25 protein-coding genes, 4 tRNA genes and 1 riboswitch are annotated in these 22,720 nt (G+C 31.5%); of the genes, 23 read left to right on the top strand and 6 right to left on the bottom strand.

Annotated features, from left to right (window positions below):
* Positions 1-31: 31 nt before the first annotated feature.
* The 4 genes from CCE28_RS20415 to CCE28_RS20400 all read left to right on the top strand — a co-directional run bounded on the left by CCE28_RS20415 (position 32) and on the right by CCE28_RS20400 (position 376).
* Positions 32-108, top strand: a tRNA-Ile gene (locus tag CCE28_RS20415).
* Positions 109-125: 17 nt separating this feature from the next.
* Positions 126-201 (top strand) — tRNA-Trp (locus CCE28_RS20410).
* A gap of 9 nt (positions 202-210) precedes the next feature.
* Positions 211-287, top strand: a tRNA-Pro gene (locus CCE28_RS20405).
* A gap of 13 nt (positions 288-300) precedes the next feature.
* Positions 301-376 (top strand) — tRNA-Phe (locus CCE28_RS20400).
* A 100-nt stretch (positions 377-476) separates the two neighbouring features.
* Here CCE28_RS20400 and CCE28_RS20395 read toward each other — a convergent pair.
* Complete coding sequence (locus tag CCE28_RS20395) at positions 477-1,454, bottom strand: ribonuclease H-like domain-containing protein (RefSeq protein WP_095135851.1); 978 nt, start codon at positions 1,452-1,454, stop codon at positions 477-479.
* An 89-nt stretch (positions 1,455-1,543) separates the two neighbouring features.
* Here CCE28_RS20395 and CCE28_RS20390 point away from each other — a divergent pair, with 89 nt between their 5' ends.
* From CCE28_RS20390 to CCE28_RS20325, 16 genes are all read left to right on the top strand, one after another.
* Complete coding sequence (locus CCE28_RS20390) at positions 1,544-1,915, top strand: zinc ribbon domain-containing protein (protein WP_095135849.1); 372 nt, start codon at positions 1,544-1,546, stop codon at positions 1,913-1,915.
* 132 nt (positions 1,916-2,047) lie between these two features.
* Positions 2,048-3,103, top strand: a complete 1,056-nt coding sequence (locus CCE28_RS20385) for an HD-GYP domain-containing protein (RefSeq protein WP_095135847.1) — start codon at positions 2,048-2,050, stop codon at positions 3,101-3,103.
* Between the two features lie 273 nt (positions 3,104-3,376).
* Positions 3,377-4,573, top strand: a complete 1,197-nt coding sequence (locus CCE28_RS20380) for a cysteine desulfurase family protein (protein WP_330396891.1) — start codon at positions 3,377-3,379, stop codon at positions 4,571-4,573.
* 4 nt (positions 4,574-4,577) lie between these two features.
* Entirely contained in the window at positions 4,578-5,756 is a 1,179-nt protein-coding gene (thiI, locus tag CCE28_RS20375; RefSeq protein WP_095135843.1) for a tRNA uracil 4-sulfurtransferase ThiI, read from the top strand.
* A gap of 155 nt (positions 5,757-5,911) precedes the next feature.
* Entirely contained in the window at positions 5,912-6,919 is a 1,008-nt protein-coding gene (locus CCE28_RS20370; protein WP_095135841.1) for a hypothetical protein, read from the top strand.
* A 135-nt stretch (positions 6,920-7,054) separates the two neighbouring features.
* Entirely contained in the window at positions 7,055-7,390 is a 336-nt protein-coding gene (gene spoIIAA / locus CCE28_RS20365; protein WP_242973042.1) for an anti-sigma F factor antagonist, read from the top strand.
* A gap of 31 nt (positions 7,391-7,421) precedes the next feature.
* On the top strand, positions 7,422-7,838 hold the full coding sequence (spoIIAB, locus tag CCE28_RS20360) for an anti-sigma F factor (RefSeq protein ID WP_095135853.1): 417 nt from the start codon (positions 7,422-7,424) through the stop codon (positions 7,836-7,838).
* Between the two features lie 12 nt (positions 7,839-7,850).
* A complete protein-coding gene (sigF, locus tag CCE28_RS20355; RefSeq protein WP_095135837.1) occupies positions 7,851-8,621 on the top strand; it encodes an RNA polymerase sporulation sigma factor SigF in 771 nt (256 codons plus the stop codon).
* Between the two features lie 73 nt (positions 8,622-8,694).
* Positions 8,695-8,844: a hypothetical protein gene (locus CCE28_RS22395; protein WP_176461945.1), complete on the top strand. Its 150-nt coding sequence runs from the start codon at positions 8,695-8,697 to the stop codon at positions 8,842-8,844.
* A complete protein-coding gene (locus tag CCE28_RS20350; protein ID WP_095135835.1) occupies positions 8,819-9,418 on the top strand; it encodes a stage V sporulation protein AA in 600 nt (199 codons plus the stop codon). Before CCE28_RS22395 ends, CCE28_RS20350 begins: the two co-directional genes overlap by 26 nt.
* A 10-nt stretch (positions 9,419-9,428) precedes the next feature.
* Positions 9,429-9,845: a stage V sporulation protein AB gene (locus CCE28_RS20345; RefSeq protein WP_095135833.1), complete on the top strand. Its 417-nt coding sequence runs from the start codon at positions 9,429-9,431 to the stop codon at positions 9,843-9,845.
* A 13-nt stretch (positions 9,846-9,858) separates the two neighbouring features.
* Positions 9,859-9,999, top strand: a complete 141-nt coding sequence (locus CCE28_RS22390; RefSeq protein WP_176461944.1) for a hypothetical protein — start codon at positions 9,859-9,861, stop codon at positions 9,997-9,999.
* Between the two features lie 9 nt (positions 10,000-10,008).
* Positions 10,009-10,521, top strand: a complete 513-nt coding sequence (spoVAC, locus tag CCE28_RS20340) for a stage V sporulation protein AC (protein ID WP_095135831.1) — start codon at positions 10,009-10,011, stop codon at positions 10,519-10,521.
* Between the two features lie 13 nt (positions 10,522-10,534).
* Positions 10,535-11,551: a stage V sporulation protein AD gene (gene spoVAD, locus CCE28_RS20335; protein WP_095135829.1), complete on the top strand. Its 1,017-nt coding sequence runs from the start codon at positions 10,535-10,537 to the stop codon at positions 11,549-11,551.
* Positions 11,552-11,563: 12 nt separating this feature from the next.
* On the top strand, positions 11,564-11,920 hold the full coding sequence (spoVAE, locus tag CCE28_RS20330) for a stage V sporulation protein AE (RefSeq protein WP_095135827.1): 357 nt from the start codon (positions 11,564-11,566) through the stop codon (positions 11,918-11,920).
* Between the two features lie 18 nt (positions 11,921-11,938).
* A complete protein-coding gene (locus tag CCE28_RS20325) occupies positions 11,939-12,508 on the top strand; it encodes a stage V sporulation protein AE (RefSeq protein WP_095135825.1) in 570 nt (189 codons plus the stop codon).
* Between the two features lie 37 nt (positions 12,509-12,545).
* Here the strand turns inward: CCE28_RS20325 and CCE28_RS20320 are convergent, their stop codons facing one another.
* Both CCE28_RS20320 and CCE28_RS20315 read right to left on the bottom strand, forming a co-directional pair.
* Positions 12,546-15,449, bottom strand: coding sequence for a penicillin-binding protein 1A (locus tag CCE28_RS20320; protein ID WP_095135823.1), 2,904 nt, complete (start codon positions 15,447-15,449; stop codon positions 12,546-12,548).
* A 169-nt stretch (positions 15,450-15,618) separates the two neighbouring features.
* Positions 15,619-15,927, bottom strand: a complete 309-nt coding sequence (locus CCE28_RS20315) for a hypothetical protein (protein WP_095135821.1) — start codon at positions 15,925-15,927, stop codon at positions 15,619-15,621.
* A gap of 439 nt (positions 15,928-16,366) precedes the next feature.
* On the opposite strand from CCE28_RS20315, the gene CCE28_RS20310 reads away from it, so the two are divergent.
* Entirely contained in the window at positions 16,367-17,623 is a 1,257-nt protein-coding gene (locus tag CCE28_RS20310) for a uracil-xanthine permease family protein (protein ID WP_095135819.1), read from the top strand.
* A 69-nt stretch (positions 17,624-17,692) separates the two neighbouring features.
* Here CCE28_RS20310 and CCE28_RS20305 read toward each other — a convergent pair whose 3' ends face one another.
* From CCE28_RS20305 to CCE28_RS20295, 3 genes are all read right to left on the bottom strand, one after another.
* On the bottom strand, positions 17,693-18,694 hold the full coding sequence (locus CCE28_RS20305; RefSeq protein WP_095135816.1) for a hypothetical protein: 1,002 nt from the start codon (positions 18,692-18,694) through the stop codon (positions 17,693-17,695).
* Positions 18,695-18,706: 12 nt separating this feature from the next.
* Complete coding sequence (locus tag CCE28_RS20300; RefSeq protein ID WP_095135814.1) at positions 18,707-19,324, bottom strand: metallophosphoesterase; 618 nt, start codon at positions 19,322-19,324, stop codon at positions 18,707-18,709.
* A 124-nt stretch (positions 19,325-19,448) separates the two neighbouring features.
* Positions 19,449-19,940 (bottom strand): MogA/MoaB family molybdenum cofactor biosynthesis protein, encoded by a 492-nt coding sequence (locus CCE28_RS20295; protein ID WP_095135812.1) that lies wholly within the window; start codon positions 19,938-19,940, stop codon positions 19,449-19,451.
* A gap of 243 nt (positions 19,941-20,183) precedes the next feature.
* A riboswitch (molybdenum cofactor riboswitch) is annotated at positions 20,184-20,319 on the top strand.
* Positions 20,320-20,475: 156 nt separating this feature from the next.
* On the opposite strand from CCE28_RS20295, the gene CCE28_RS20290 reads away from it, so the two are divergent.
* Both CCE28_RS20290 and CCE28_RS20285 read left to right on the top strand, forming a co-directional pair.
* Positions 20,476-21,495 (top strand): molybdopterin-binding protein, encoded by a 1,020-nt coding sequence (locus tag CCE28_RS20290; RefSeq protein WP_095135810.1) that lies wholly within the window; start codon positions 20,476-20,478, stop codon positions 21,493-21,495.
* Positions 21,496-21,509: 14 nt separating this feature from the next.
* Positions 21,510-22,718: a molybdopterin molybdotransferase MoeA gene (locus tag CCE28_RS20285; RefSeq protein ID WP_242973044.1), complete on the top strand. Its 1,209-nt coding sequence runs from the start codon at positions 21,510-21,512 to the stop codon at positions 22,716-22,718.
* Positions 22,719-22,720 lie beyond the last annotated feature (2 nt).

Raw genomic sequence — 22,720 nt, 5'->3', positions numbered from 1 at the left:
GGTTCGAATCCCGCCTTCTCCGCCATTTTGGGGGCCTTTAGCTCAGTTGGTCAGAGCGTCCGGCTCATAACCGGCAGGTCCGGGGTTCGAGTCCCTGAAGGCCCACCATTTTCAATTTAATATGTAGGGGTATAGCTCAGTTGGTAGAGCAGTGGTCTCCAAAACCACGTGCCGAGGGTTCAAGTCCTTCTACCCCTGCCAATTTTCAATCGGGGTGTAGCGCAGTTTGGTAGCGCATCTGGTTTGGGACCAGGGGGCCGCGGGTTCAAATCCTGCCACCCCGACCATTATAATTTATATGCCCAGATAGCTCAGTCGGTAGAGCAGGGGACTGAAAATCCCCGTGTCGGTGGTTCGATTCCGCCTCTGGGCACCAAAAGAAAGCTTGAATAGTTTATTCAAGCTTTTTATTTTTGTTCTATGTGAAATGTTGGGGTGTTAGTATTTATTTAGATACTAGCCCCCTTATTTTTTGCTTATTTAATATTGTTTAAAATATTACTTAATAGATTTTTATAAAAATATAATAAACTATTAGGTTGAATTTTCTTATCCACTTTAAATACTAAATTTCCATCCATGTTAGAAACCCTATCTAAAGGTAAGTAAAGACATTTTTCATCATTTGGAGATAATCCCTTTTCTAACAAAATTTTCAGGTTAAACTTATTGGAATACTTTTCATAATTAAAATCTAAAAGTGTATCATAAAAGAAATAATCATTGTCCTCATCCCACAAAATAGAACCCTCAACATGTAGGGTAGATCCCTTTATTGTATGCTTTGATATGTATATTTTATAATCACTTTCGTGATTAATTACATAAGGAAAGTCTAAAAATAAATTTTCTTCTGGTATTAAATCTAATATTTTTAAAGTTTTACTAAAGAAATAAAGATCATCATAGTTGTGAAGTAAAATTACCTTTAGTAGCTTTTCATCTTTAGTTTCTTCGTATATGTTATATAGTTCCACACTGTCTTTTCCAGATATTGTATCATTTCTATGTATACCCATTAACTCTTCTACACTTTTTAGTTTGTAGCTGTCCATATTTAAAAGGGCCTTGTTTCTTCTTACTAAACATAAAAAATCCATACTCTTATAAGGTTTAATGGAATCACTTATTTTATTATATTTCAATCTTTCGTTAATGAAGGGTATATCAAAGGCATTACCATTATAACTTATAAGTAAATCAAAATTCTTTATATCTTTCATGAATTGAAGTAACATTTTTTTCTCTTCACTTCTGTTATTGCAAAAATATTGTTTCACTATGATTTTTCCATCACATACATAAAGCATACCTATTAATATAATTTTACTATTTTTACGACTAAGACCAGTAGTTTCTATATCAAAAAAGGCGAAATTAAGATCTGAATAATATTTACTAAAACTTGATGGTATATGTAAATCTTCTGAAATTTCATGTACAAATATTTCCATTATTGAGTCCTCCTGTAAATTAGCTATATATAATATAATAAGATAACTTTATAAAAATACAATAGGTAATTTTTAAGAGGGGCGATTATATGGATTTTTTAGAGAGATTTATAGATAGTATAGGTAGAGGAACACATACCCTATCAGTAAAAACTGATGAGGTTATAGAACTGACTGAGATGAAGATGAACATAAGAGGAATAGAGGAAGAAATAGAAGAACATAAACTGTATATAGGAGAAATTGTATATAAATATTATACAGAGGAAAAGGCTCACATGCCTACTAGTGAAATTAAAAGAAGGTGTATGGAGATAAGACGGCTAGAGAGAAAGTTAAACATGATGAAAGAAAGAATGGTTAGAAAAAGAGGTTTTGGCTATTGTAAGAATTGTGGAGAAATCATCAAGAAAAAACAAAATTATTGTCCTAGATGTGGGAATAGAGCACTAAAATACTAATTCTATTAGAGGAAATTGTAGAAAAAGATAGAATAATATATATAGAATATATAATATAGAATAATAAGATGTAGAAAAGTATAGTGTAGAAGAATTTAATTAAATTAGTTAAAGGAAGTGGAGAGGTACTATATGAAAAAGATATATTTAAGTGAAATGGAAGAAGATATGATTTTAGCAAAAGATATATTAGGACCATATGATCAGCTTCTAATTGCACGTGGGACAAGATTAAATGAAAATGTAATGGATAAAATAAAGGAACTAGGAATTAGATATATATATATAATTGGAGATTTAAAGAAGGAAGTATCTAAAGATGAGTATAAAGAGAAAATAAAAGAAGAAAGGCGCTTGAAAGAAAAATACGCTGAGTCTTTGAATAAATTTAAAGATGTTTACAATGAGGTTCAACTAGGTAAAAAAATAGAAACGGAGATTGTAGAAGAATCTGTAGCTGACTTAGTTGAAAACGTTGTTTTAAATAATAATGTACTAAAAAGGTTAAGAGAAACCCATGTGGTAGATGATTATACTTATACTCACTCTATTAATGTATGCGTCCTAGCAACTATGATAGGAAAATGGTTAAATTATAGTCAGGATAAATTGGATAAACTTGCATTAGCTGCTTTCTTACATGATATTGGAAAAGCAAAAGTTAAAAGAGAAATACTCTATAAACCAGGAAGATTAACTAGAGAAGAATGTTCAGAGATGAAAAGACATGCTGAATATGGATACAAGTTGGTACAAAATGATGACAAACTAGATTTTAATGTATGTTGTGGTATACTTCAACACCATGAAAGATTTGATGGTAGTGGGTATCCTTATGGGCTAAAGAGTGAAAGAATTCATGAATTTGCTAGAATAATAGCCATAGCAGATGTTTTTGATGCTATGACGTCTAAGAGAGTATATAAGGATAAGGAATCACCTTTTAAAGTGGCAGAAGAAATAGAAAGTGAAGGATATGGGAAATTAGATCCATATATATGTAATATCTTCTTATGGAACATATCTAAATTTTATGTGGGAAACGTAGTAAAACTATCTGATGGAAAAATAGGAAAAATAGTATTGGTAAACAAACAAAGGCCAACAAGACCACTAATAAAAGTTGGAGAAAATTTTGTTGACTTATTAAAAATGCCACAAATTAGTATAGTGGAAGTAGTTGAATAGATATTAACTATAAATGCAAAAAACCTAGCCTCGCGGGCTAGGTTTTTTACTAGTTTACGTTCAAAAGGGGTATTGGGAATAGAGATTATATTATCGAGGTTATCAGGGGGATAACCACTAAGCAAATTATAACAAAAAACGACAATGGTTGCAACACTTTCATATAAAAAAATTATAATTAAAAAATAACTTTGTGAATATGTTCAATTATAATTATCAAAATAAAAATATATGGGTAATTTACTTTACAAAGAGGGATTAATAATATAAAATATGCAAAGACATGTAAAATACAGTATTGGAGAGATAAATATGGAAGCTTATTTTGATAATAGCGCTACAACCAAACCTAAAGGGGAAGTTGTGGATATTATGCTTAAATCTTTAACAGATTATTATGGAAATCCATCTTCTCTACATAAAAAAGGTGTAGAAGTAGAAAAATTAGTAAAAGAGGCTAGGAAGCAACTAGCTAAATCTCTTTATGCTAAACCAGAGGAAATAATATTTACTTCTGGAGGTACTGAAGCCAATAATTTAGCCATATTAGGAACTATAAAAAGTAAAAAAAGAGAAGGTAGAAAAATAATTACTACTAAAATAGAACATCCATCGGTCCTTAATGTATATAAAACATTAGAAAATGAAGGATATGAGGTAGTTTACTTACGTATAGATGAATATGGAATGATAAGTATAGATGAATTAAAAGAAAATTTAACAGATGATACTATATTAGTTAGTATAATGCATGTTAATAATGAAGTTGGAACTATACAACCTATAGAAGAAATAGGAAAAATATTAAAGAAGTTAAAGAAAAGACCTACTTTCCATGTGGATGCTATACAATCCTTTGGCAAAATAAAAATTTCACCACAAAAGATAGGAATAGATTTACTATCAGTTAGTGCTCATAAAGTCCATGGACCTAAGGGTGTAGGAGTACTATATATTAAAAAGGGAACTAAGATACAACCAATAGTATTTGGAGGAAGTCAAGAAACGGGAATAAGATCAGGTACAGAAAATGTGCCAGGTATATTAGGTTTTGGGGCAGCCGTATCAGATTTTAATAATAAAATAGAAGAACATATTGAGTATATTAAAAACTTTAGAGAAAAGTTTAAAGAAAAAATATTGGCACAGGTTAAAGATATTAAGGTTAATGGCCATGAAACATGTCATGCTCCCCATATTTTAAATATTAGTTTTTCTGGAATAAGAGGAGAAGTACTTCTTCATTATTTAGAACAATATAATATATATGTATCTACAGGATCTGCTTGTTCTTCTAATAAAAAAAGTAGCCAAAGTCATGTGTTAAAGAGTATGAAATTAACTAATGAGCAGATAGAAGGAGCTATACGATTTAGTTTTTCATATACTAATAAAATGGAAGAAATGGATTATGCAATAGAAAAGATAAAAAATAGTGTAGAAGAGTTACGAATGATTATAAAGAGGTGATAAAATGAAAAAAGAATTGATAATTAGATATGGAGAAATTATTTTAAAGGGTCTCAATAGACCATACTTTGAAAATAAATTGATCAGACATATTGAGAACAACTTAAAGGACTTAGGTAATCTTAAGGTAAGAAAAGCTAATGGTCTACTTATATTAGATATGGAAGACTATGATGAAGATGAAGTAATAGAAAGGGTAAGAAAAGTATTTGGAGTGGCTTCCATAAGTTTAGCCTATGTATCTGAAGAAAAAAATATGGATAGTATTTGTGAATGTGCTATAACATATCTAAAAGACAAATTTGGTGATGATGAGGCAAAGACTTTTAAGGTGGAAGCTAAAAGAGCTGATAAATCCTTTAAAATTAAGTCACCTGAAATAGCTAGAGAAGTTGGTGGATATGTATTACAAAATACGGAGAATTATACAGTAGACGTACATAATCCAGATGTAGTATTAAGGGTAGATGTGAGACATAAAATATATGCTCATTCAGAAAAGGTTAATGGTTATGGTGGATTACCACTAGGAACAAATGGTAAAGCTCTATTACTATTGTCAGGAGGAATTGACTCTCCTGTGGCAGGATGGATGATGGCTAAAAGAGGAGTAGAGATAGAAGGTATTCACTATCATAGTTATCCTTTTACTAGTGACAGGGCTAAAGAGAAGGTAATAGAATTAGCTAGAAAATTATCCATATATTGTGGAACTATAAAATTACATTCCATAAACTTACTACCTATACAAAAGGAAATTAATGAGAAATGCCCAGAAGATGAAATGACCATATTATCAAGAAGATTCATGATGAAAATAGCAGAAAAAATAGCTGAGAGGCAAGAGTGTAATGCCTTAATAACTGGAGAAAATATAGGGCAGGTGGCTAGTCAAACCATACAGGGATTAACAGTTACAAATTCCTCTGTAAATATACCTGTATTTAGACCACTTATAGCAATGGATAAAATAGATATTATTAAGATGGCTAGAATGATAGATACATATGAAACTTCAATTTTGCCATTTGAAGATTGTTGTACAGTATTTTTACCAAAGCGTCCAGTTACAAAACCTAGAGTAGATAGAATAGAACAATCAGAATCTAAGTTAGATGTGGAAAAGCTTATAGATGAGGCCATAGAGCAAATGGAAACTATAGAAGTTAATTTAGAAGACTAGAAAAAACTCCCTTTTAGGGAGTTTTTTCTACGTGAATAAGAATAGATTGCCTATGGAGGGTATAATTACAAATAAAATGTAAAAAGTAAAATGTTTACAATGTTTTTTCAAAATGATATATTATTATAGACTAAAATTTTAAAGGGGGACAAGAGATGACAAAGAGGATTATCTCACTATTAGTAGCAATATTAATGATTATGTCATTGACAGTGGGGTGTAAAAAGGAAGATCCTAAGGACAGATTAGAAAAGGCCTTTGAAAATTCCATGAATCTAAAGACTGCAACTCAGGAGTTGGATATGAGTTTTAACATAGGGGTGCCAGAAGAAGAAATAAATAAAAACCCTATGATAGGCATGTTTGTAGGAATGATAAATCAAGCCAAACTAAAGGGGAATTTTCAAATTGATCAAGAGTCATTTAATATGGCGGGTAAAGTAAATGTAGCTTTAAGTGGAATGTCTTATGAAATGGAAATTTACTATAGCCCTGAAAAATATGTAGTAAAGTTACCTATGCAAGAAAAGTATATGGTACTATATGAGGGCAATGGTGAAAGCTTAAATGAAAACAAGGAAGACATGAAAAAATTAAGCGGCGAGATGAGTAAATCCATATTAGGACTTATTAAAGACGAAAATATTAAAGTCCTAGAGGATGAAAAATTAGATATAAATGGAAAAGAAGTATCAGCAACTCCTATAGAGATAACTTTTAATGATGAAGAATTTAAAGAAGTTATTAAAAGTATATTACCTAAATTATATGATAATCCCATGTTTATGAAATATACTATAGAAAATGCTAAAAGACAAAGTATTCTTTTAGGAGAAGAAAAGTCAGAAGCAGAGATTAAAGAAGAGTTACAAAAGGCAAGAGAAGAATTAAGCAAAGGAATAGAAGAATTAGATAAGGTTCTTACTATAGAAAAGGTAAAGATGGTATATTTTCTAGATAAGAATAATGAAATAGTAAGTTCTGAGATGGATATTAACATTAATTTAAAGGCAGATGAGGAAACACAAAGACCATCCATGTCTTTAGGTGTTAAAGGAAATAGTAAAATATATAATATAAATGAAGAAATTAATATAGAAATGCCAGAAATAACTGAAGAAAATTCAATGAAGATGGAAGAAATGCAAAATAAACTACAATAAATTAAGGGTATGGTCAAATATTTGGCCATATTTTTATTTTTGGACAAAACTAGTCAATACTAGTCAATTTTCATCGAAGGAAAAAGGGGAGATTTTGAAGAAGTATATTTAAAACAAGTAATGGGGGGAGTAGGATTGCAAACTAGTATAGAAATGATAAACAATAACTTAGTAGTGGCTTTAGATGGTGAATTAGACCATCATACAGCAAAGGAAGTTAGGGAGGAAATTGATAAAGCTATAAATAGAGAAAATGCAAAAAATATAGTATTTGACTTTAAAAAAGTAAGGTTCATGGATAGTTCTGGTATTGGAGTAGTAATAGGGCGTTTTAAGAAAATAAAAGAATATGGAGGACAAGCTGGTGTCATAAACTTAAATGATAGAGTGCATAAAATTTTTAAGATGTCAGGACTTTTAAATATAATAAAATACTATGAAACTAAAGAAGAAGCCTTAGAAAACTTATAAGGGAGTGAATAAATTGCTAGATAATAATCATATGAGACTAGAAATATTAAGTAAATCCCAAAATGAATCCTTTGCTAGAGTAGTAGTAGCTGCTTTTGTAGCACAACTTGATCCTACTCTAGAGGAGTTAGCAGACATTAAAACTGCCGTGTCAGAAGCTGTTACAAATTCCATAATTCATGGATATTTAGAGGAATTAGGAAAAATAGTAATAGAATGTGGCATAATGGGAGAAACTTTAGAAGTGACAATAGAGGATTTTGGAAAAGGTATTGAAAATATAGAACAAGCTAGAGAACCCCTTTTTACTTCCAAACCTGAGCTTGAAAGATCTGGTATGGGATTTACAGTTATGGAAACATTTATGGATTATGTTGAGATTGACTCCCAAATTGGAAGAGGCACAAAAATAAGGATGTCAAAAGAAATAAAAAGTTCTCGAGATTAAGGGGTAGATAATATGGGTATGCCTTATTCAGATAACCACAATAAAATATTTGACCATGAGACTACTTTAGGGCTCATAAAGGAAGCACAACAGGGGAGTGCAGAAGCTAAAAGTGTATTAGTAAGTAATAATTTGGGATTAGTAAGAAGTGTTATAAAGAGGTTTAACAATCGAGGTTATGATAAGGATGATTTATATCAGTTAGGATGTATCGGATTAGTTAAGGCTATTGAAAAGTTCGATTTTACCTATAATGTTAGATTTTCAACCTATGCAGTTCCCATGATAATAGGGGAGATTAAGAGATTTTTAAGAGATGATGGGATGATAAAAGTAAGTAGGTCCATGAAACAAACGGCAGCTAAAGTAAAAATGGCAAAGGAGAATTTATCAAAGGAAATGGGAAGAGAACCAACTTTAAGTGAAATTTCAGCATCACTAGACATTTCTCAAGAAGACATAGTAATTGCATTAGAGGCAAATGTCCAACTAGAGTATCTTTATGATGTAATTCACAAAGATGATGGTTCGCCAGTTCATTTAATAGACAAAATAAGCGAAAAAAAGGTAAAAGGCGAAGGTGAAGTTACGGATAGATTGGCCCTTAATGAGATATTATCAAAGTTAAAAGCTCGAGAAAGGACTATAATAATTCTTAGGTATTTTAAAGACAAAACTCAATCGGAAATAGCTCAAATTCTGGGAATATCTCAAGTACAAGTATCTAGAATTGAAAAAAAGATTTTAGGACAAATGAGAGATATATTAGAAAAGACATGGTAACATGTCTTTTTTTTTGAATTAGTAAGGGAATAATTGAGAATAATAAAGGTAAAGAATTAAAGTAGGTGAAATTATGAATAAGAAATTTAAAGTTGTTTCCATAGGATTGATTTTGGTATTAGGCGTAACTGCTTTTTTTTATTTAAAAAGACCTAAAGTAAAATTTACTAGGGCTAAATTAGTATATGGAGAAGAATATGGACAAAGTATATATACAACTTAAAAAAAATATAGACAAGGACTCTAATGCAGAGTTGAAAATAAAAGATGTGGCCTATGTGGCAGGGAAGAAAGAAATTAAAGAAATGGTGGAAGCTATACCAATAGGTAAAGTCCAGGAGGATTTTTATGAAATAATTTCACCAACAGAAGTGGCCAATAAGATAATAAGCACTACACCTCATATTGATATTCATTTTATAGATGATGAAGAGGTCCTTGTGAACGTAGTCAAGAAAAAAAAGAAGGAGTCTAAATTTTTATTATTACTACGGGTATCATTAGTAATAATAATACTAGCTATAGGAGAATCATTAGCCATTATGAATTTTCATGAGGATATAAGTATGAAAAATGTTCATATGCGCATATATGAAATTTTAACAGGAGTACATAATGAAAGTCCTTTAATTATTCAAATACCCTATTCTTTAGGAATAGGAGTGGGAATGGCTTTATTCTTTAATAAAATAGTTCCCAATAAATATGGTAGCGATCCAAGTCCTATGGAAGTGGAAATGAGTTCATACAGAAAAAAAGTAAATAGTTTTATGAGAAGTAAGCTAAATAAAAAATAGGTGAAAAGGTATGATTGTAGGCATAATAAGTAGCTTAATAGGATTTTCAGAAGGTGTTGTAGTGGGAACGGCCCTCATAGCCTTTATAACTATTTTAGATATAGTTCCAAGATTGGCTCAATTGACTAATACTGAAAAATATATAAGAGTATATGAATATACTATGATTATATCTGGAGTAAGTATGGTTTTAATAGATATATTAGATATAAGTTTTAATATTTCTTCAATAGGTGTAGGCATAACAGGACTGTTTATGGGCTTGTATGTGGGATTATTTGCCTCTGCCTTAACGGAAATAACAAACGTAATACCCATAATAGTAAAAACTTTTAACCTATATGGCTATGAAAAATATGTTTTTTATGCACTGATATTTGGAAAAGTCATGGGATCTTTCTTATATTGGTTTTATATAGTCTCTTAAGGAGAGGATAAGTATGGAAAAAACTACTTTAAAATTTAATGAAAATATATTTAATTTTATAAATGAAAAAAGAGAAAATAATAATATGGACAAAATAAAAAATAGTATATTTGATGATGAAACAGCAGTAAAGATAAAGCAAGTGAAATATTAGGAGGATAAAATGGCAAAAAAACGGAAAAGGAATAATAAGAAAAAACAACAACAAAGTACTAATAAGAAAAAACAACAACCACCCATTAATAAGAAGGAAGAATATGTCACATATGTTGAGGGGAAGATTCCAAAGCCCACATACCTTAAAAATTGTACATGGGCATTTATAGTAGGTGGTCTCATATGTACACTAGGCCAGTTCATATACAATTCATATAAAGGTTTAGGCCTTGATAAAATGGATTCATCAACAGCAACTTCAATAACCTTAGTTTTTTTAGGAGCATTTTTTACAGGACTAGGACTTTACGACAGACTAGGTAAGGTAGCTGGAGCAGGGTCCATAGTACCTATAACCGGATTTTCCAATTCTATAGTATCTCCAGCTATGGAATTTAAACGTGAAGGATATGTATTTGGAGTTGGAGCAAGAATGTTTAATGTGGCAGGACCAGTACTCGTATATGGTTTTGGAAGTTCTGTTATTGTAGGTTTACTTCATTTTATATTCTCTAAATAAGGAGGCTAGTAAGTTGGCAGAAAAGAAAAAGGGAAAGCAAACGGTGGAATTTGTTAATCCACCTTATATAATTTCTACTTCAAGTATAGTAGGCCCTAAAGAGGGTGAAGGCCCTTTGGGAAACCATTTTCATGTGGTTCTTCAAGATGATTTGTATGGAGAAAAAAGCTGGGAATTGAGCGAAAGTAAAATGCAAAGGGAATGTGTAAAGCTAGCAGCCCAAAATGGCAAATTAGAGATAAAAGACCTAGAGTACCTATTAGCAGGTGATTTATTAAATCAACTAATGGCTGCCACCTTTTCAGCAAGGGCCTTAGAAATTCCATTTTTCGGATTATATGGAGCTTGTTCAACCATGGCAGAATCTTTATCCCTTGGAGCCATGTTAATTGATGGTGGTTATGCAGATAACCTAGTAGCAGTTACATCTAGTCATTTTTGTTCAGCTGAACGACAATATAGAAACCCATTAGAACATGGAAATCAAAGGGCAATGACTGCTCAATGGACTGTGACAGGAACAGGGGCTGCCATACTTTCAAATAAGGGAAAGGGTCCTAGAATAACTCATGTTACTACGGGGAAAGTAGTAGATTTGGGTATAAAGGATGCAAATAATATGGGAGCTGCCATGGCACCATCAGCTGTGGACACCATAAGTACCCATTTTAAGGATACAGGATTAAGACCAAAGGATTATGATTTGATAATAACTGGAGATTTAGGTCTTATAGGAAAAGAGATTACAGAAGAGATGTTAAAGGATGAGGGATTTGACGTTAAAGATGTATATACTGATTGTGGAGTATTAATATTTGATGGTGAAAAACAAGATACCCATGCAGGGGGAAGTGGTTGTGGTTGCTCTGCATCTGTATTTTGTAGTTACATATACAAGGAAATGTTAAATAAAAAATATAATAGAGTATTGCTAGTTTCAACAGGAGCCCTACTATCACCAACTAGTAGTCAACAGGGTGAGACCATACCTGGAATTGCCCATGCAGTATCCATTACTAATGAAATTTAAGGTGGTGAAACTATGGAATATATGAGAGTATTTTTAGTAGGGGGAATCATTTGTGTAATTGGACAATTACTAATGGACGGTACAAAACTTACCCCATCACATATTTTAGTCATATTTGTAACATCAGGAGTAATATTAGGAGGGATAGGCATTTATGAGCCCCTAGCAGACTTTGGAGGAGCAGGAGCAACTGTACCATTACCAGGTTTTGGATATGCCTTGGCTAAAGGAGCCATAAAGGCAACTAGTGAAAAGGGTATATTAGGAGCATTTACTGGAGGTGTTCAGGCCACTGCAGGAGGTGTTGCAGCTGCTATTGTCTTTGGTTATCTCATGGCAGTTATATTTACACCTAAAGCTAAAAAATAGTTAAGAGAGGTATTATATATGGATAAAAAAAGAAAGGTAATATTAGTAACTGATGGTGATTCAGTGGCACAAAGGGCAGTGGAGGAAGCGGCAAGAAATATAGGAGGCAGATGTATATCACGTTCTGGTGGAAATCCAACTCCTATTACAGGTAGTGAAATTGTTAATTTAGTAAAAACCGCAAAACATGATCCCGTTGTAGTTATGGTTGATGATATGGGGGACTCAGGAACTGCCGCAGGAGAAATGGCATTGTATGAGTTGGCCAATCACCCAGAGATAGAGATTTTAGGTGTTGTGGCAGTTGCAGCAAATACTCCAGGTGTGGAGGGGATAAAAGTTGATTTTTCAGTAACTGGCCAAGGACAAATATATAAGGGAGCAGTAGATAAACAAGGTGATGAAACTAATGATGATATACTTTATGGAGATACAGTAGATATTATAGATAAATGTAATAATATTCCGGTAGTTGTAGGTGTAGGGGACATAGGGAAAATGCATGGAAGAGATAATGTGGAAATAGGTGCTCCTATAGTTACAAAGGCCATGGAAGAAATACTAAAGAAGAATGGATATAATATATAGAATGTTAAAAAGGAGACTTTTGAAAGTCTCCTTTTTTTTATTCTGATACGGTAACGCCATCTGGTAATGTTACTTCACTATCATCATTATTGTTATTATCATCATCTCCAGTAAGTGGGAAGATTAGATTGTCAAATATGGAATTATTATTTTCCGGCACCACATGAACATCACAGGCTTCAGTTGGAGCTTCATATATATAATCTGTAGGAACTATTCCATTATTTGCTTCTGGCATATAAGGAATAGGTCTTTTTCTAAATACTCGTTTTTCTATTAAAGTAGGAGGACAATTAGGTCCAGCTAACTTATTAGTAGAAGTATCGACCTCTAACTCTACGTGAACTTCATCATATTCAGTAGGTTGAGTTCCTGAAATGAAATATTCATATATTACAGACTTTTCTCCTAGTTTAGGATCTCTATAGCTTAATTGTGTAGGTAATTTTCCAGATACTCTGTCAACAGCTACTGCAACAATTCCATCTGGCTTTTTAAAGTTTTTGTCAGGCAAGTTTTTATGAATCTTGCTCATAACATTTTGCCAAAGTTGAGTACTTACAGAACTACCTTGATTTAATTTCATTTGTATATCATTACCTATCCAAACGGCACCCACATAATAAGGGGTATACCCAGCAAACCAAGCATCGTAGTTGTCTGAAGTAGTTCCTGTTTTTCCTGCTACAGGAATCTTACTATTAGAAGGTTCAAATTTGGCACGAGTTGCCGTTCCCCCAGATACAACGCTTTTTAGCATATCTGTCATAACAAATGCTACTTGAGGTGAAACAACACGATTTTTAGTAGGTGTATTTTCAATTATTATATTACCATCTTTATCCGTTACTTTAGTAAAGGATACAGGTTCTATATAAACACCTTCATTAGCTAAACTTCCATAAGCAGCAGTAAGTTCTAATGGGCTAATACCCTTTGTCATACCACCTAAGGCAACGGCAGCTAAGTTCATATCGTTATAGCGTCCCTTTTCTACTATTGTAGATATTCCCATTTTCTTCAAATAATCTATACTCGTATTAACTCCCACTTGCTCACCAACTTTAACGGCAACTACATTCATGGAAAGCTGTAATGCTTGCCTTATGGTAGATAAACCTTTAAATCTATCCTTATACCAGTTCTTAGGCCACATTTTACCACTTGGTTCATAGCGAGGGATATCGTCAACTATGGTGGCTGCTGTCCAACCGTTATCTATGGCTGGTGTATAAACGCCAATAGGTTTTATGGCAGAACCAGGAGGTCTAGGATTTAAAGCCCTGTTATAAAGCTTTTGTCCTTTTATATCTCTACCCCCAACTAAAGCTTTAATGTGTCCTGTGCGAGGATCGATTATAACCATAGCTGATTGAGGTTGAATAGCACCATTATCACTTAAATAATAATATTTTTTAGATACTAATAAATTTCCATTTCCGTCCTTTTTAGCAAAATCTCCATATGAAGAGAAGAAGGACTTGTTTATTACTAAATTATTATTTGAATCAAAGGATTTATACTCAGAAGGGATATTTAAATTTCCTCCCTTTAGAATTAAGTATTCCTTATTTCCATTCTCCACATAGGCATCCTTTAGCTTAACTATGATATCTACTACCTGTCCATCCTTTTTAGATGTATAGAAGTTAAATCTTTTATTTTTATTCAATACTAAATTTCCATTAGAGTCATAAGTGTAATCAGATTTAGGAATAATCAATTCTTTAGCTGAGTTTATTAAATTACCTTTTTTGTAAAGTAATACACTATTGTTTTTAGCTAATATATCTCCAGCAGAATTTTTTCTAGATATTAATGATGGGAAGTTAGCACTTTTTTTGTACTCAGCTTCAACTATTTTTTGCATATTAACATCTAAAGTAGTGTGAATTCTAAGTCCCTTATTGTATAACATATCACTTGCGTCTTGGGGAGATACATTAAGTTGTTCCTGTAAAGCTTCAATTACGTCATATTTTACTTTGTCAGTAAAATATGAAGATATACCGAAGGTACTAGATTTTCCAGGTTTAAGATGGTCAGCCATATCTTCATTTATAGCTTTATCATATTCTTCCTGTGTAATCATGCCTTCACTTTTCATTATGGATAAAACTAACTCTTGTCTTGGTCTATATCGATCATCGTAAACTATAGTATACAATTGATCGCTATCATCTAAGACTAAATGTTTTTTAGGGTCCACATCTTCTTTTTTTAATGTTTTTAGTGGAGAATATTTAGATGGGTTTTTAGTTATACCTGCTATTAATGCAGCTTCGGCTAAATCTAACTCTGATACATCCTTTGAAAAATAGAAATAGGACGCTCCTTGGACTCCTTTAGCTCCTCCACCTAAATATGCTGTGTTTAAGTATGCTTCTAAAATTTGCTCTTTAGTAAGTTCGTTTTCCATTGTTATGGAATAATAGGCTTCTTTTATTTTTCTTTCTAGACTTTTTTCATTAGTTAAATATAAGTTTTTAACTAATTGTTGGGTTATAGTACTACCACCTTGAACAGCAGCACCAGCTTTTACATTTTCTACGAAAGCACCTACAATTCTCTTTGGATTAATACCCCTATGGTCAAAGAATGATCTATCTTCTATGGCCAAAAAAGCATTTATAACATTTTCAGGAATCTTATCGTATTTTACTATTGTTCTTAAGCTGTCACTTTTCACCTTTTCTACTAACTCACCATTATCATCTAATATGAATGAATTCTCGTTTAGTAGTGTTCCCATCTGGGAAAAGTCAACTTCTGGGCTAGACTTGATAACGGCATAAACCATTCCGCCAACTATTCCAGTTCCTATAAAAGCGCATAATAAGGTAATTATTATAAATAGCCTAAAAAAGCTAAGCTTTTTCTTTTTGGTACCTTTCTTTTTATTAGAACGCCTTTTTTCTGCGTTGTTGTTATTATCAGACATTAAATCCCTCCTAAATAAGAAGCGCAACCTTGTAAAGATCCCTGTTAAACTTTATTAATAATATGAAGTTTTATAAATCCATATTAAAATATGGCACACTTACACCTCATTATAGCATATGTATATGAATATGTTAATTTTATTCGTAATATGGATAAAGCTTAGCATATTATGCTAAGCTATCAGTTCCCATTTGTGATAAAAAGGCCATGGCCATTTGAATTCCTTGGATTAACTCATTATTAACTAATTCTAAAGAGGCTTGTTCAGTTCCTGATTCAACTGTAATAAATGAAGTATTACCATTTATATGCAAATTTATAAATTTATTTTCCAATAAAGATTTACAACTTTGCTCAATCATAGCCACAATGCTAGGGTCTTGTAAAAATAGTGTGAAAGATTCATCTACACATATTTCTATTTTCTTGTCATCATTTAACTTTACGTATTTTACCATTTCATTTGTATTGTTCATAAAAAACTCTCCCTTGAAAATTAAGTCTGTATTATAATTGAAATATGAAAATTTCATTGGTAGGATAAGAATTAACTAAAAATTTAATTCTTTATTCTACAATACTTTATATATTATAACATCTTTTTTCACAAAAGTCTTTATTATAGTATTGCTTTTAATTTAAATAAGTGATATAATACAAAATTAGAAATAGTCTTTAAATCAATCCTGTGAGATTGGCAAGAGTTATATGGTAGAACATAGAATCTTTCTATGCTTTTTTATGCTATAAACTTCTTGCAGTCCAAGAAGTTTTTTTTATATAAAATTTTAAGGAATAATATTTTAAAGGAAATTAGAAAATTGAATCTAGCCTTTTAATTCAGTCCTGTGAGGCTGAAAAGGGGAGAATGGGAATTCTCCTTTTTAAAGGTAACTAAAAAAGGGAGGTTTTTTTATGTCAGAAAATACTTTAAGAATGTCAAAGGCAATAAAAAAAGAAGGGACAAGTATTGACCTGAAAAAAATAATACTAGCATTACAACATTTAATAGCCATGTTTGGTGCAACTGTCCTAGTACCAATGTTAACAGGGCTAGATCCATCGGTAGCACTAGTTGCAGCAGGTTGTGGAACCTTAATATTTCATTTAACCACTAAAGGGAAAGTACCAGTATTTTTAGGTTCGTCCTTTGCATTTATTTCAGGAATAATAACAGTAAGAGAAATGTTTGGCGGTGATCTTTCCTATGCACAAGGTGGAATAATCGTTGCTGGATTATTATATGTAATCATGTCCTTTGTTGTAAGAAAAATTGGAGTTGAGAAGATTAAGTATTTTCTGCCTCCAGTTGTAGTAGGACCTATGATTATGGTTATAGGACTTAACCTAGTGCCTGTAGCATTTTCTATGGCATCTAACAATTTAATGATAGCAGCTACAACTCTAGGAATATCTTTACTAATAAGATTTAAGGGTAAGGGACTAGTAAAACAATGTAGTATATTAATAGCAGTATTATGTGGATATGCAATTTCTTTAGGAATGGGAATTGTGGATACAAGCTTAATATTAGATTCTAAATTCATAATGATACCTAATTTTACTTTACCTAAGTTTCATATGGGTGCCATATCAGTAATAGCTCCTATAGTAATAGCTGTATTTATGGAACATATAGGAGATATAACTACAAATGGTCAAGTAGTAGGAGAAAACTTTATTCAAGACCCAGGTCTTAATAGAACATTACTTGGAGATGGACTTGCAACATTATTTGCAGGGTTCATTGGTGGACCAGCTAACACAACTTACGGAGAAAACACAGGAGTATTGGCCTTAACTAAAAACTATGATCCATCAATCTTGAGATTAGCAGCGGTACTAGCAGTGGCATTAGGATTCATTTCAAAAGTAGGTGGATTTTTAAGAAGTATTCCAGTTCCAGTAATGGGAGGAATTAGTTTAATATTATTCAGTATGATTGCTCTAGTAGGGGTTAAGACAATAAAGAATGAAGAAGTAAAATTAAACGGAAAAAACATAATAATTATGGCAACAATCATAATAATGGGATTAGGTGGAGCGTATATAGAAAAACAGTTTGGCGTATCTCTAGCTATAACAATAACTGAAACAGTTAAAATCCAAGGTTTAAGCTTAGCGGCTATAACAGGAATTGTTCTTAACTTAGTATTAAACAGAGCAAAATAAAAGACTTAATATAAATATGATTATAATATATATAAAGACTTCTAGCTTTAAGCTAGAAGTCTTTTAGTTTTAATAAGTATTTTTTAATATTTCCTTCTCGTATTGGAATAAAACATCCCTATCATTTTCCTTTAATTTATCTAAAATCTTTTCTCTAAACTTTTTACTCAAATCGGTTTTTTTCTTAATTTCCTTAGTTCTAAGTTCATCCCAATGAACTTTTTTTCTTTTATAGAATAGGTCTAGGTCTATTATACGTTTTCCATCTTCTAAATATTCTAAACCAAGAAGTATTTTTTTTATGTACTCTGGTGGATAGAAGGTTACTAACCTAACTCGATATATACCTACAGTATAAAAAATAGTAGCTGCATCTGTACCCCAAGATTCTCCTAATACTAAGCCTAATTCTAAATTTTCTATTATATGAAGAAGCCTTTCGTAGTGTAACTTATATTGTCCATAAGAATCGTATATTTTTATAGTAAGTTCATACCAATCCTTATTCCCCATTCCAATATTTAAATATTTTAAGGACTTTTTATGTAGGCTCTTTAATATATGATTAAAGTTTCCCTTAACATATACGGCTTTGTCATATATATTAGATAAACTAACAGGACTAGATAAGTTTTCCTTTGTAAAGGAAATAACTACTCCATTAGTATGGGCTTCCATAATTTCATCAAAAGTTCCAATGATTCCCTTGTAGTCATTAGAAATACTTTCTATAGTTTTCTCCACATCTCCTAAATATTTCATCATTATTATTTTAGGAGCAATTCTTAAACTTGCAATGAGATGACTCTTATTATGGCTGATGATGGTACTTAGGACCTTTTCAATATCTTTAGGAATTAATAATATATAATCTACATCAGCTACTGTAACAACATCCTTCATTTTAGTGGTTAAAAATGCGATAGAAGAGTTATCGTCAGCTAGTGTGGACGCCGTATCCCTATCGTATGGAACTCCTCTTAAATCATCCTTTAGAAAGTGAGAAAGTTTCTTTAAATTATTAGTTTCAATTACTAATGTCTTTGGACCACTTCTAACTATTGAAAGCATATATGTCCCCCCTTAAAAACCTATTCTAGACCTCCTCATTCTAATGTCATCAGTTCCGTATGGATAGGATAAAATGTGAACGTCTAGAGTGTTTAAATTGATAATATTTATTCCCGTTATACCATTTAAAAATATATGACCATTTTTTTCATGAGTTTTTATTTCTACACTGTGACCAAATAAATTAAAAGTTGTTGGATTTAAAGCCACCCTCTTAGGAAAATGGCCTATATTCATACTAATACCTCGTATATTAACTTTAGAACAAGAATCTATTAAGATTGACCTATTACAAAGATTTTGTACAACTTCTTTTTTATCGTGATTTCCTAACCCTATATAAACTTCCAAAGCTTTGGATGATTCTAGTATGTTAATCAATTTAGGAAGAGAAGAAGAATAGGAAGCTATTTTAGATGGATAAATTTCTAATTTAATATTGTCTACCAAATCACCTGTATGAACTATATAAGTTGGATTGATCTCATGGATTAATCTTTTAATAGGTCCATAGAGGATAGTAGGAGTATCTGAAATGTGTAATAATATTGGATCATTAATATGTAATATGTATTTAGGTATGTATATATTACCGATAATGTGACTAAATATTTTTTTTATATTTACCATGAAAAAACCCCATTAATCTTATTTTGTTAGTGAAATTATTAAATAATTTATTACCATATTACACAAAAAAATCAAAATTAAACAAAAGGAAAGTATTCAAAAGCATAGAGTATAATTTTTTTACTTACTTTCTAGCACATTCACCAGTTTTTCCAAGGAGTATTTCTATGCCATGATGAATAGAATCTATAATGTATTCTAAAGATTCTTTTACAGCCTTAGGACTTCCAGGTAAGTTTATTATTAAAGTGTTGTTTCTAATACCTGAGGTGGCACGAGATAACATAGCTCTCTTTGTTATGGATAAACTATAATATCTAATTGCCTCGCTAATACCAGGAGTTTTTCTTGTGATAACTGTCTCTGTAGCTTCAGGAGTAATATCCCTTTGACTAAAACCAGTACCACCAGTGGTTAATATTAAATTTAAGTTTAAATCATCACTCATATGTATCATTTCATTTGATAACTTGTCTAATTCATCAGGTAAAACTATGTATTTCTTAACTTCATATCCCTTTGCTTCTACAATTTCCCTAATAACTTTGCCGCTTAAATCTTCCCTTTCACCAGCAGCGCCCTTATCACTGCATGTTATTATACCTACACTAAACATTAAATCGCTCCTTTCTATTTTAATGGTTTTATTTTATATTTTTTTAGGATTTTAGTAAACATATAATGGAAAAGTTTTAATTTGAAAATTTTATTTACCTTTTTTAGACTATTTATGAGTATAATTATATTAGTTGACTGAAAAAAATCTGAGTGCTAGTATTAGGAAAGGAATAAATTAGGAAAAATATTAATATATTATATGGACAAGTAATATTCAATTGTGTATATAAACTAAACGATAAATAAATATGTTCTCCGAGCCATATATTCCTAAGGATATAACTATGGAAATATGGCCTGAACCTAGAGTTCACAGGGTTTATTTGGAAACGAATAGGCCTCCTACTTCTTTGGAAAGGAGAATAAGGTCTTATTTAGTATGCCCTTATTGTCTTTTTGCCAATAAGGGATTTTTATATTTATATGGAAAACTACTTATGATAAGTAGGTAGAGGCAAATTTATTTATCAGTTTAAGAAATAGCCATAATAATAAAATATACTTAAAATAGAACCTAAATGGAGGGGAAGATTATGAAAAAGATTTCTGTTCATGAAGCAGTGGGACATGTATTATGTCATGACATAACTCAAATTATACCAGGGAAAATAAAAGACAGAGCTTTTAAAAAGGGACATGTGGTGAGGGAAGAGGATATTCCTGTGTTATTATCCCTAGGTAAGGACAACTTATATGTGTGGGAAAATAAAGAAGGATATCTTCACGAAGATGATGCTGCACAGAGATTATCTAAAATGAGTGCAGGTGCAGGTATTGATTTTAGTGAAGTAAAAGAGGGAAAAATAAATTTTATAGCTAAATATGATGGTTTACTTAAAATAGATACTAATATGTTATATGAAGTTAACAAATTAGAAGAAATAATGTTAGCAACAAGACATAATAATACTCCTGTGAAAAAAGGAGATAAGCTAGCAGGTACGAGGGTGATTCCTCTAGTTATAGATGAGAAAAAAATAATAGAAGCAGAAAGTATTGCTAAAAATACTTTTATAGAAGTAGTGCCTTATAAAAAGTTAAAGGTGGGAGTAGTTACTACAGGAAATGAAGTTTATTATGGAAGAATTGAAGATAAATTTGGTCCTGTTATAAAGGAAAAAATAGAATCTTACGGTTCAGAAGTTATAGAACAAAGGATAGTAAATGATGATAGTGATGTTATAGCTAAAAATATAGAAGAACTTATGGATAAGGGAGCAGATATGATCGTTTGTACAGGTGGTATGTCTGTAGATCCTGATGATACTACACCTACGGGAATTAAGAAAGTAGGGGGAGAAATCATATCTTATGGAGCACCAGTACTTCCAGGAGCAATGTTTTTAATATCATACAAGGGAGATACTCCTATTTTAGGATTACCAGGATGTGTCATGTATGCTAAAACTACTGTATTTGATTTAGTATTACCTAGAGTCTTAATAGGAGAAAGAATTAAAAAGGAAGATTTAGCTGCATATGGCCACGGTGGTTTATGTCTTGAATGTGACGTATGTACTTATCCTGCATGTAGCTTTGGTAAGGGGTGGTAGTTTAAGTGTTACAAATGATTAAGTTAGAAGAAGGCCAATCTATTATAAGTGAGTATATAAAAACATTGGACGAAGAAGTAATAAACTTAATAGATTCCCATGAAAGGGTATTAGCAGAGGATATATATGCACCAATAAATCAGCCGCCTTTTCATAGATCCCCCCTTGATGGATATGCTCTACAAGGAGAAGATTCTAAAGGCGCTACTATTGAAAGTCCTGTAACTTTAAAAGTAATAGATGAGATATTTGCGGGAGAATATACACAAAAGGTTGTAAAAAAGGGTGAAGCTGTAAGAATAATGACAGGAGCGCCCATACCAGAAGGGGCTGATTGTGTCATTAGACAAGAGGATACGGATGAAGGAGAGTCCCTTGCTAATATATATAAAGAATTAAAGGCCTTTGATAACTATTGTTATGAAGGTGAAGATATTAAAAAGGGAACTTTAATTATTAAAAAGGGTTCATTTTTAAATCATATAAAAATAGGTGTATTAGCTAGCCTTGGAATAGATAAAGTAAAAGTGTATAAAAGGCCTAAAGTAGGACTTTTAACTACAGGAGACGAACTAATAGAAGTAGGACAAAGTTTAAGTACAGGTAAAATATATAATAGCAATTTATATACTTTATCCATGAGATTAAAGGAATTATATACAGAACCTATAATATTAAATATAGGGAAAGATTGCCAGGAAGAAATAGAAAGAGAAATTAAAAACTCATTAGATAAGGTAGATTTACTAATTACTACTGGTGGAGCATCTGTTGGAAAAAAGGACTTAATTAAAATAGTCTTAGAAAAAATGGGAGCAAATATTTTATTTTGGAAAATAGATATAAAACCTGGTACTCACGTGTTATGTAGTGAATTAGACAAAAAGCTTATAATAAGTTTATCAGGAAATCCAGCAGCTGCTAGTATTACCTTTGAAGTACTAGTTAGGGATTATATAAGTAAGCTTACTAATATTAATAACATATCTTTAAATAGAAAAACAGCTTACTTTAATGATGAATTCAATAAAGAGAGTATAAGAAGAAGATTTCTAAGGGGCATATGTACAGAGACCAAAGAAAAAACTTTAGTAGATTTAAGTAATGGAACTCAATCATCAGGAGTTTTAAGTTCATCCTTAAATTGTAATTGTCTAATAGATATACCAGCAGGAACAAAGGGTCTTAAAAAGGGAGAAAAAGTGGAAATAATCTTATTATAGAA

It is taken from the genome of Anaeromicrobium sediminis (assembly GCF_002270055.1).
In the GTDB taxonomy this organism is placed as follows: domain Bacteria; phylum Bacillota; class Clostridia; order Peptostreptococcales; family Thermotaleaceae; genus Anaeromicrobium; species Anaeromicrobium sediminis.
The sequence above is the reverse complement of the archived record's forward strand: the minus strand, read 5'-3'. Positions and strand labels throughout refer to the sequence as shown.

What these genes read in the sequence shown, in the direction of transcription:
- CCE28_RS20300 (WP_095135814.1), bottom strand. Translation starts at nt 19,324, where the DNA reads ATGGTAAATATAAAAAAAATATTTAGTCACATTATCGGTAATATATAC.
- CCE28_RS20315 (WP_095135821.1), bottom strand. Translation starts at nt 15,927, where the DNA reads ATGAACAATACAAATGAAATGGTAAAATACGTAAAGTTAAATGATGAC.
- CCE28_RS20345 (WP_095135833.1), top strand. Translation starts at nt 9,429, where the DNA reads ATGATTGTAGGCATAATAAGTAGCTTAATAGGATTTTCAGAAGGTGTT.
- spoVAC (WP_095135831.1), top strand. Translation starts at nt 10,009, where the DNA reads ATGGCAAAAAAACGGAAAAGGAATAATAAGAAAAAACAACAACAAAGT.
- sigF (WP_095135837.1), top strand. Translation starts at nt 7,851, where the DNA reads ATGGGTATGCCTTATTCAGATAACCACAATAAAATATTTGACCATGAG.
- CCE28_RS20320 (WP_095135823.1), bottom strand. Translation starts at nt 15,449, where the DNA reads ATGTCTGATAATAACAACAACGCAGAAAAAAGGCGTTCTAATAAAAAG.
- CCE28_RS20305 (WP_095135816.1), bottom strand. Translation starts at nt 18,694, where the DNA reads ATGCTTTCAATAGTTAGAAGTGGTCCAAAGACATTAGTAATTGAAACT.
- CCE28_RS22390 (WP_176461944.1), top strand. Translation starts at nt 9,859, where the DNA reads ATGGAAAAAACTACTTTAAAATTTAATGAAAATATATTTAATTTTATA.
- CCE28_RS20325 (WP_095135825.1), top strand. Translation starts at nt 11,939, where the DNA reads ATGGATAAAAAAAGAAAGGTAATATTAGTAACTGATGGTGATTCAGTG.
- CCE28_RS20390 (WP_095135849.1), top strand. Translation starts at nt 1,544, where the DNA reads ATGGATTTTTTAGAGAGATTTATAGATAGTATAGGTAGAGGAACACAT.
- thiI (WP_095135843.1), top strand. Translation starts at nt 4,578, where the DNA reads ATGAAAAAAGAATTGATAATTAGATATGGAGAAATTATTTTAAAGGGT.
- CCE28_RS20290 (WP_095135810.1), top strand. Translation starts at nt 20,476, where the DNA reads ATGAAAAAGATTTCTGTTCATGAAGCAGTGGGACATGTATTATGTCAT.
- CCE28_RS20380 (WP_330396891.1), top strand. Translation starts at nt 3,377, where the DNA reads ATGCAAAGACATGTAAAATACAGTATTGGAGAGATAAATATGGAAGCT.
- CCE28_RS20385 (WP_095135847.1), top strand. Translation starts at nt 2,048, where the DNA reads ATGAAAAAGATATATTTAAGTGAAATGGAAGAAGATATGATTTTAGCA.
- CCE28_RS20310 (WP_095135819.1), top strand. Translation starts at nt 16,367, where the DNA reads ATGTCAGAAAATACTTTAAGAATGTCAAAGGCAATAAAAAAAGAAGGG.
- CCE28_RS20350 (WP_095135835.1), top strand. Translation starts at nt 8,819, where the DNA reads ATGGACAAAGTATATATACAACTTAAAAAAAATATAGACAAGGACTCT.
- CCE28_RS20295 (WP_095135812.1), bottom strand. Translation starts at nt 19,940, where the DNA reads ATGTTTAGTGTAGGTATAATAACATGCAGTGATAAGGGCGCTGCTGGT.
- spoIIAB (WP_095135853.1), top strand. Translation starts at nt 7,422, where the DNA reads ATGAGACTAGAAATATTAAGTAAATCCCAAAATGAATCCTTTGCTAGA.
- CCE28_RS20285 (WP_242973044.1), top strand. Translation starts at nt 21,510, where the DNA reads ATGATTAAGTTAGAAGAAGGCCAATCTATTATAAGTGAGTATATAAAA.
- spoVAE (WP_095135827.1), top strand. Translation starts at nt 11,564, where the DNA reads ATGGAATATATGAGAGTATTTTTAGTAGGGGGAATCATTTGTGTAATT.
- CCE28_RS20395 (WP_095135851.1), bottom strand. Translation starts at nt 1,454, where the DNA reads ATGGAAATATTTGTACATGAAATTTCAGAAGATTTACATATACCATCA.
- CCE28_RS22395 (WP_176461945.1), top strand. Translation starts at nt 8,695, where the DNA reads ATGAATAAGAAATTTAAAGTTGTTTCCATAGGATTGATTTTGGTATTA.
- CCE28_RS20370 (WP_095135841.1), top strand. Translation starts at nt 5,912, where the DNA reads ATGACAAAGAGGATTATCTCACTATTAGTAGCAATATTAATGATTATG.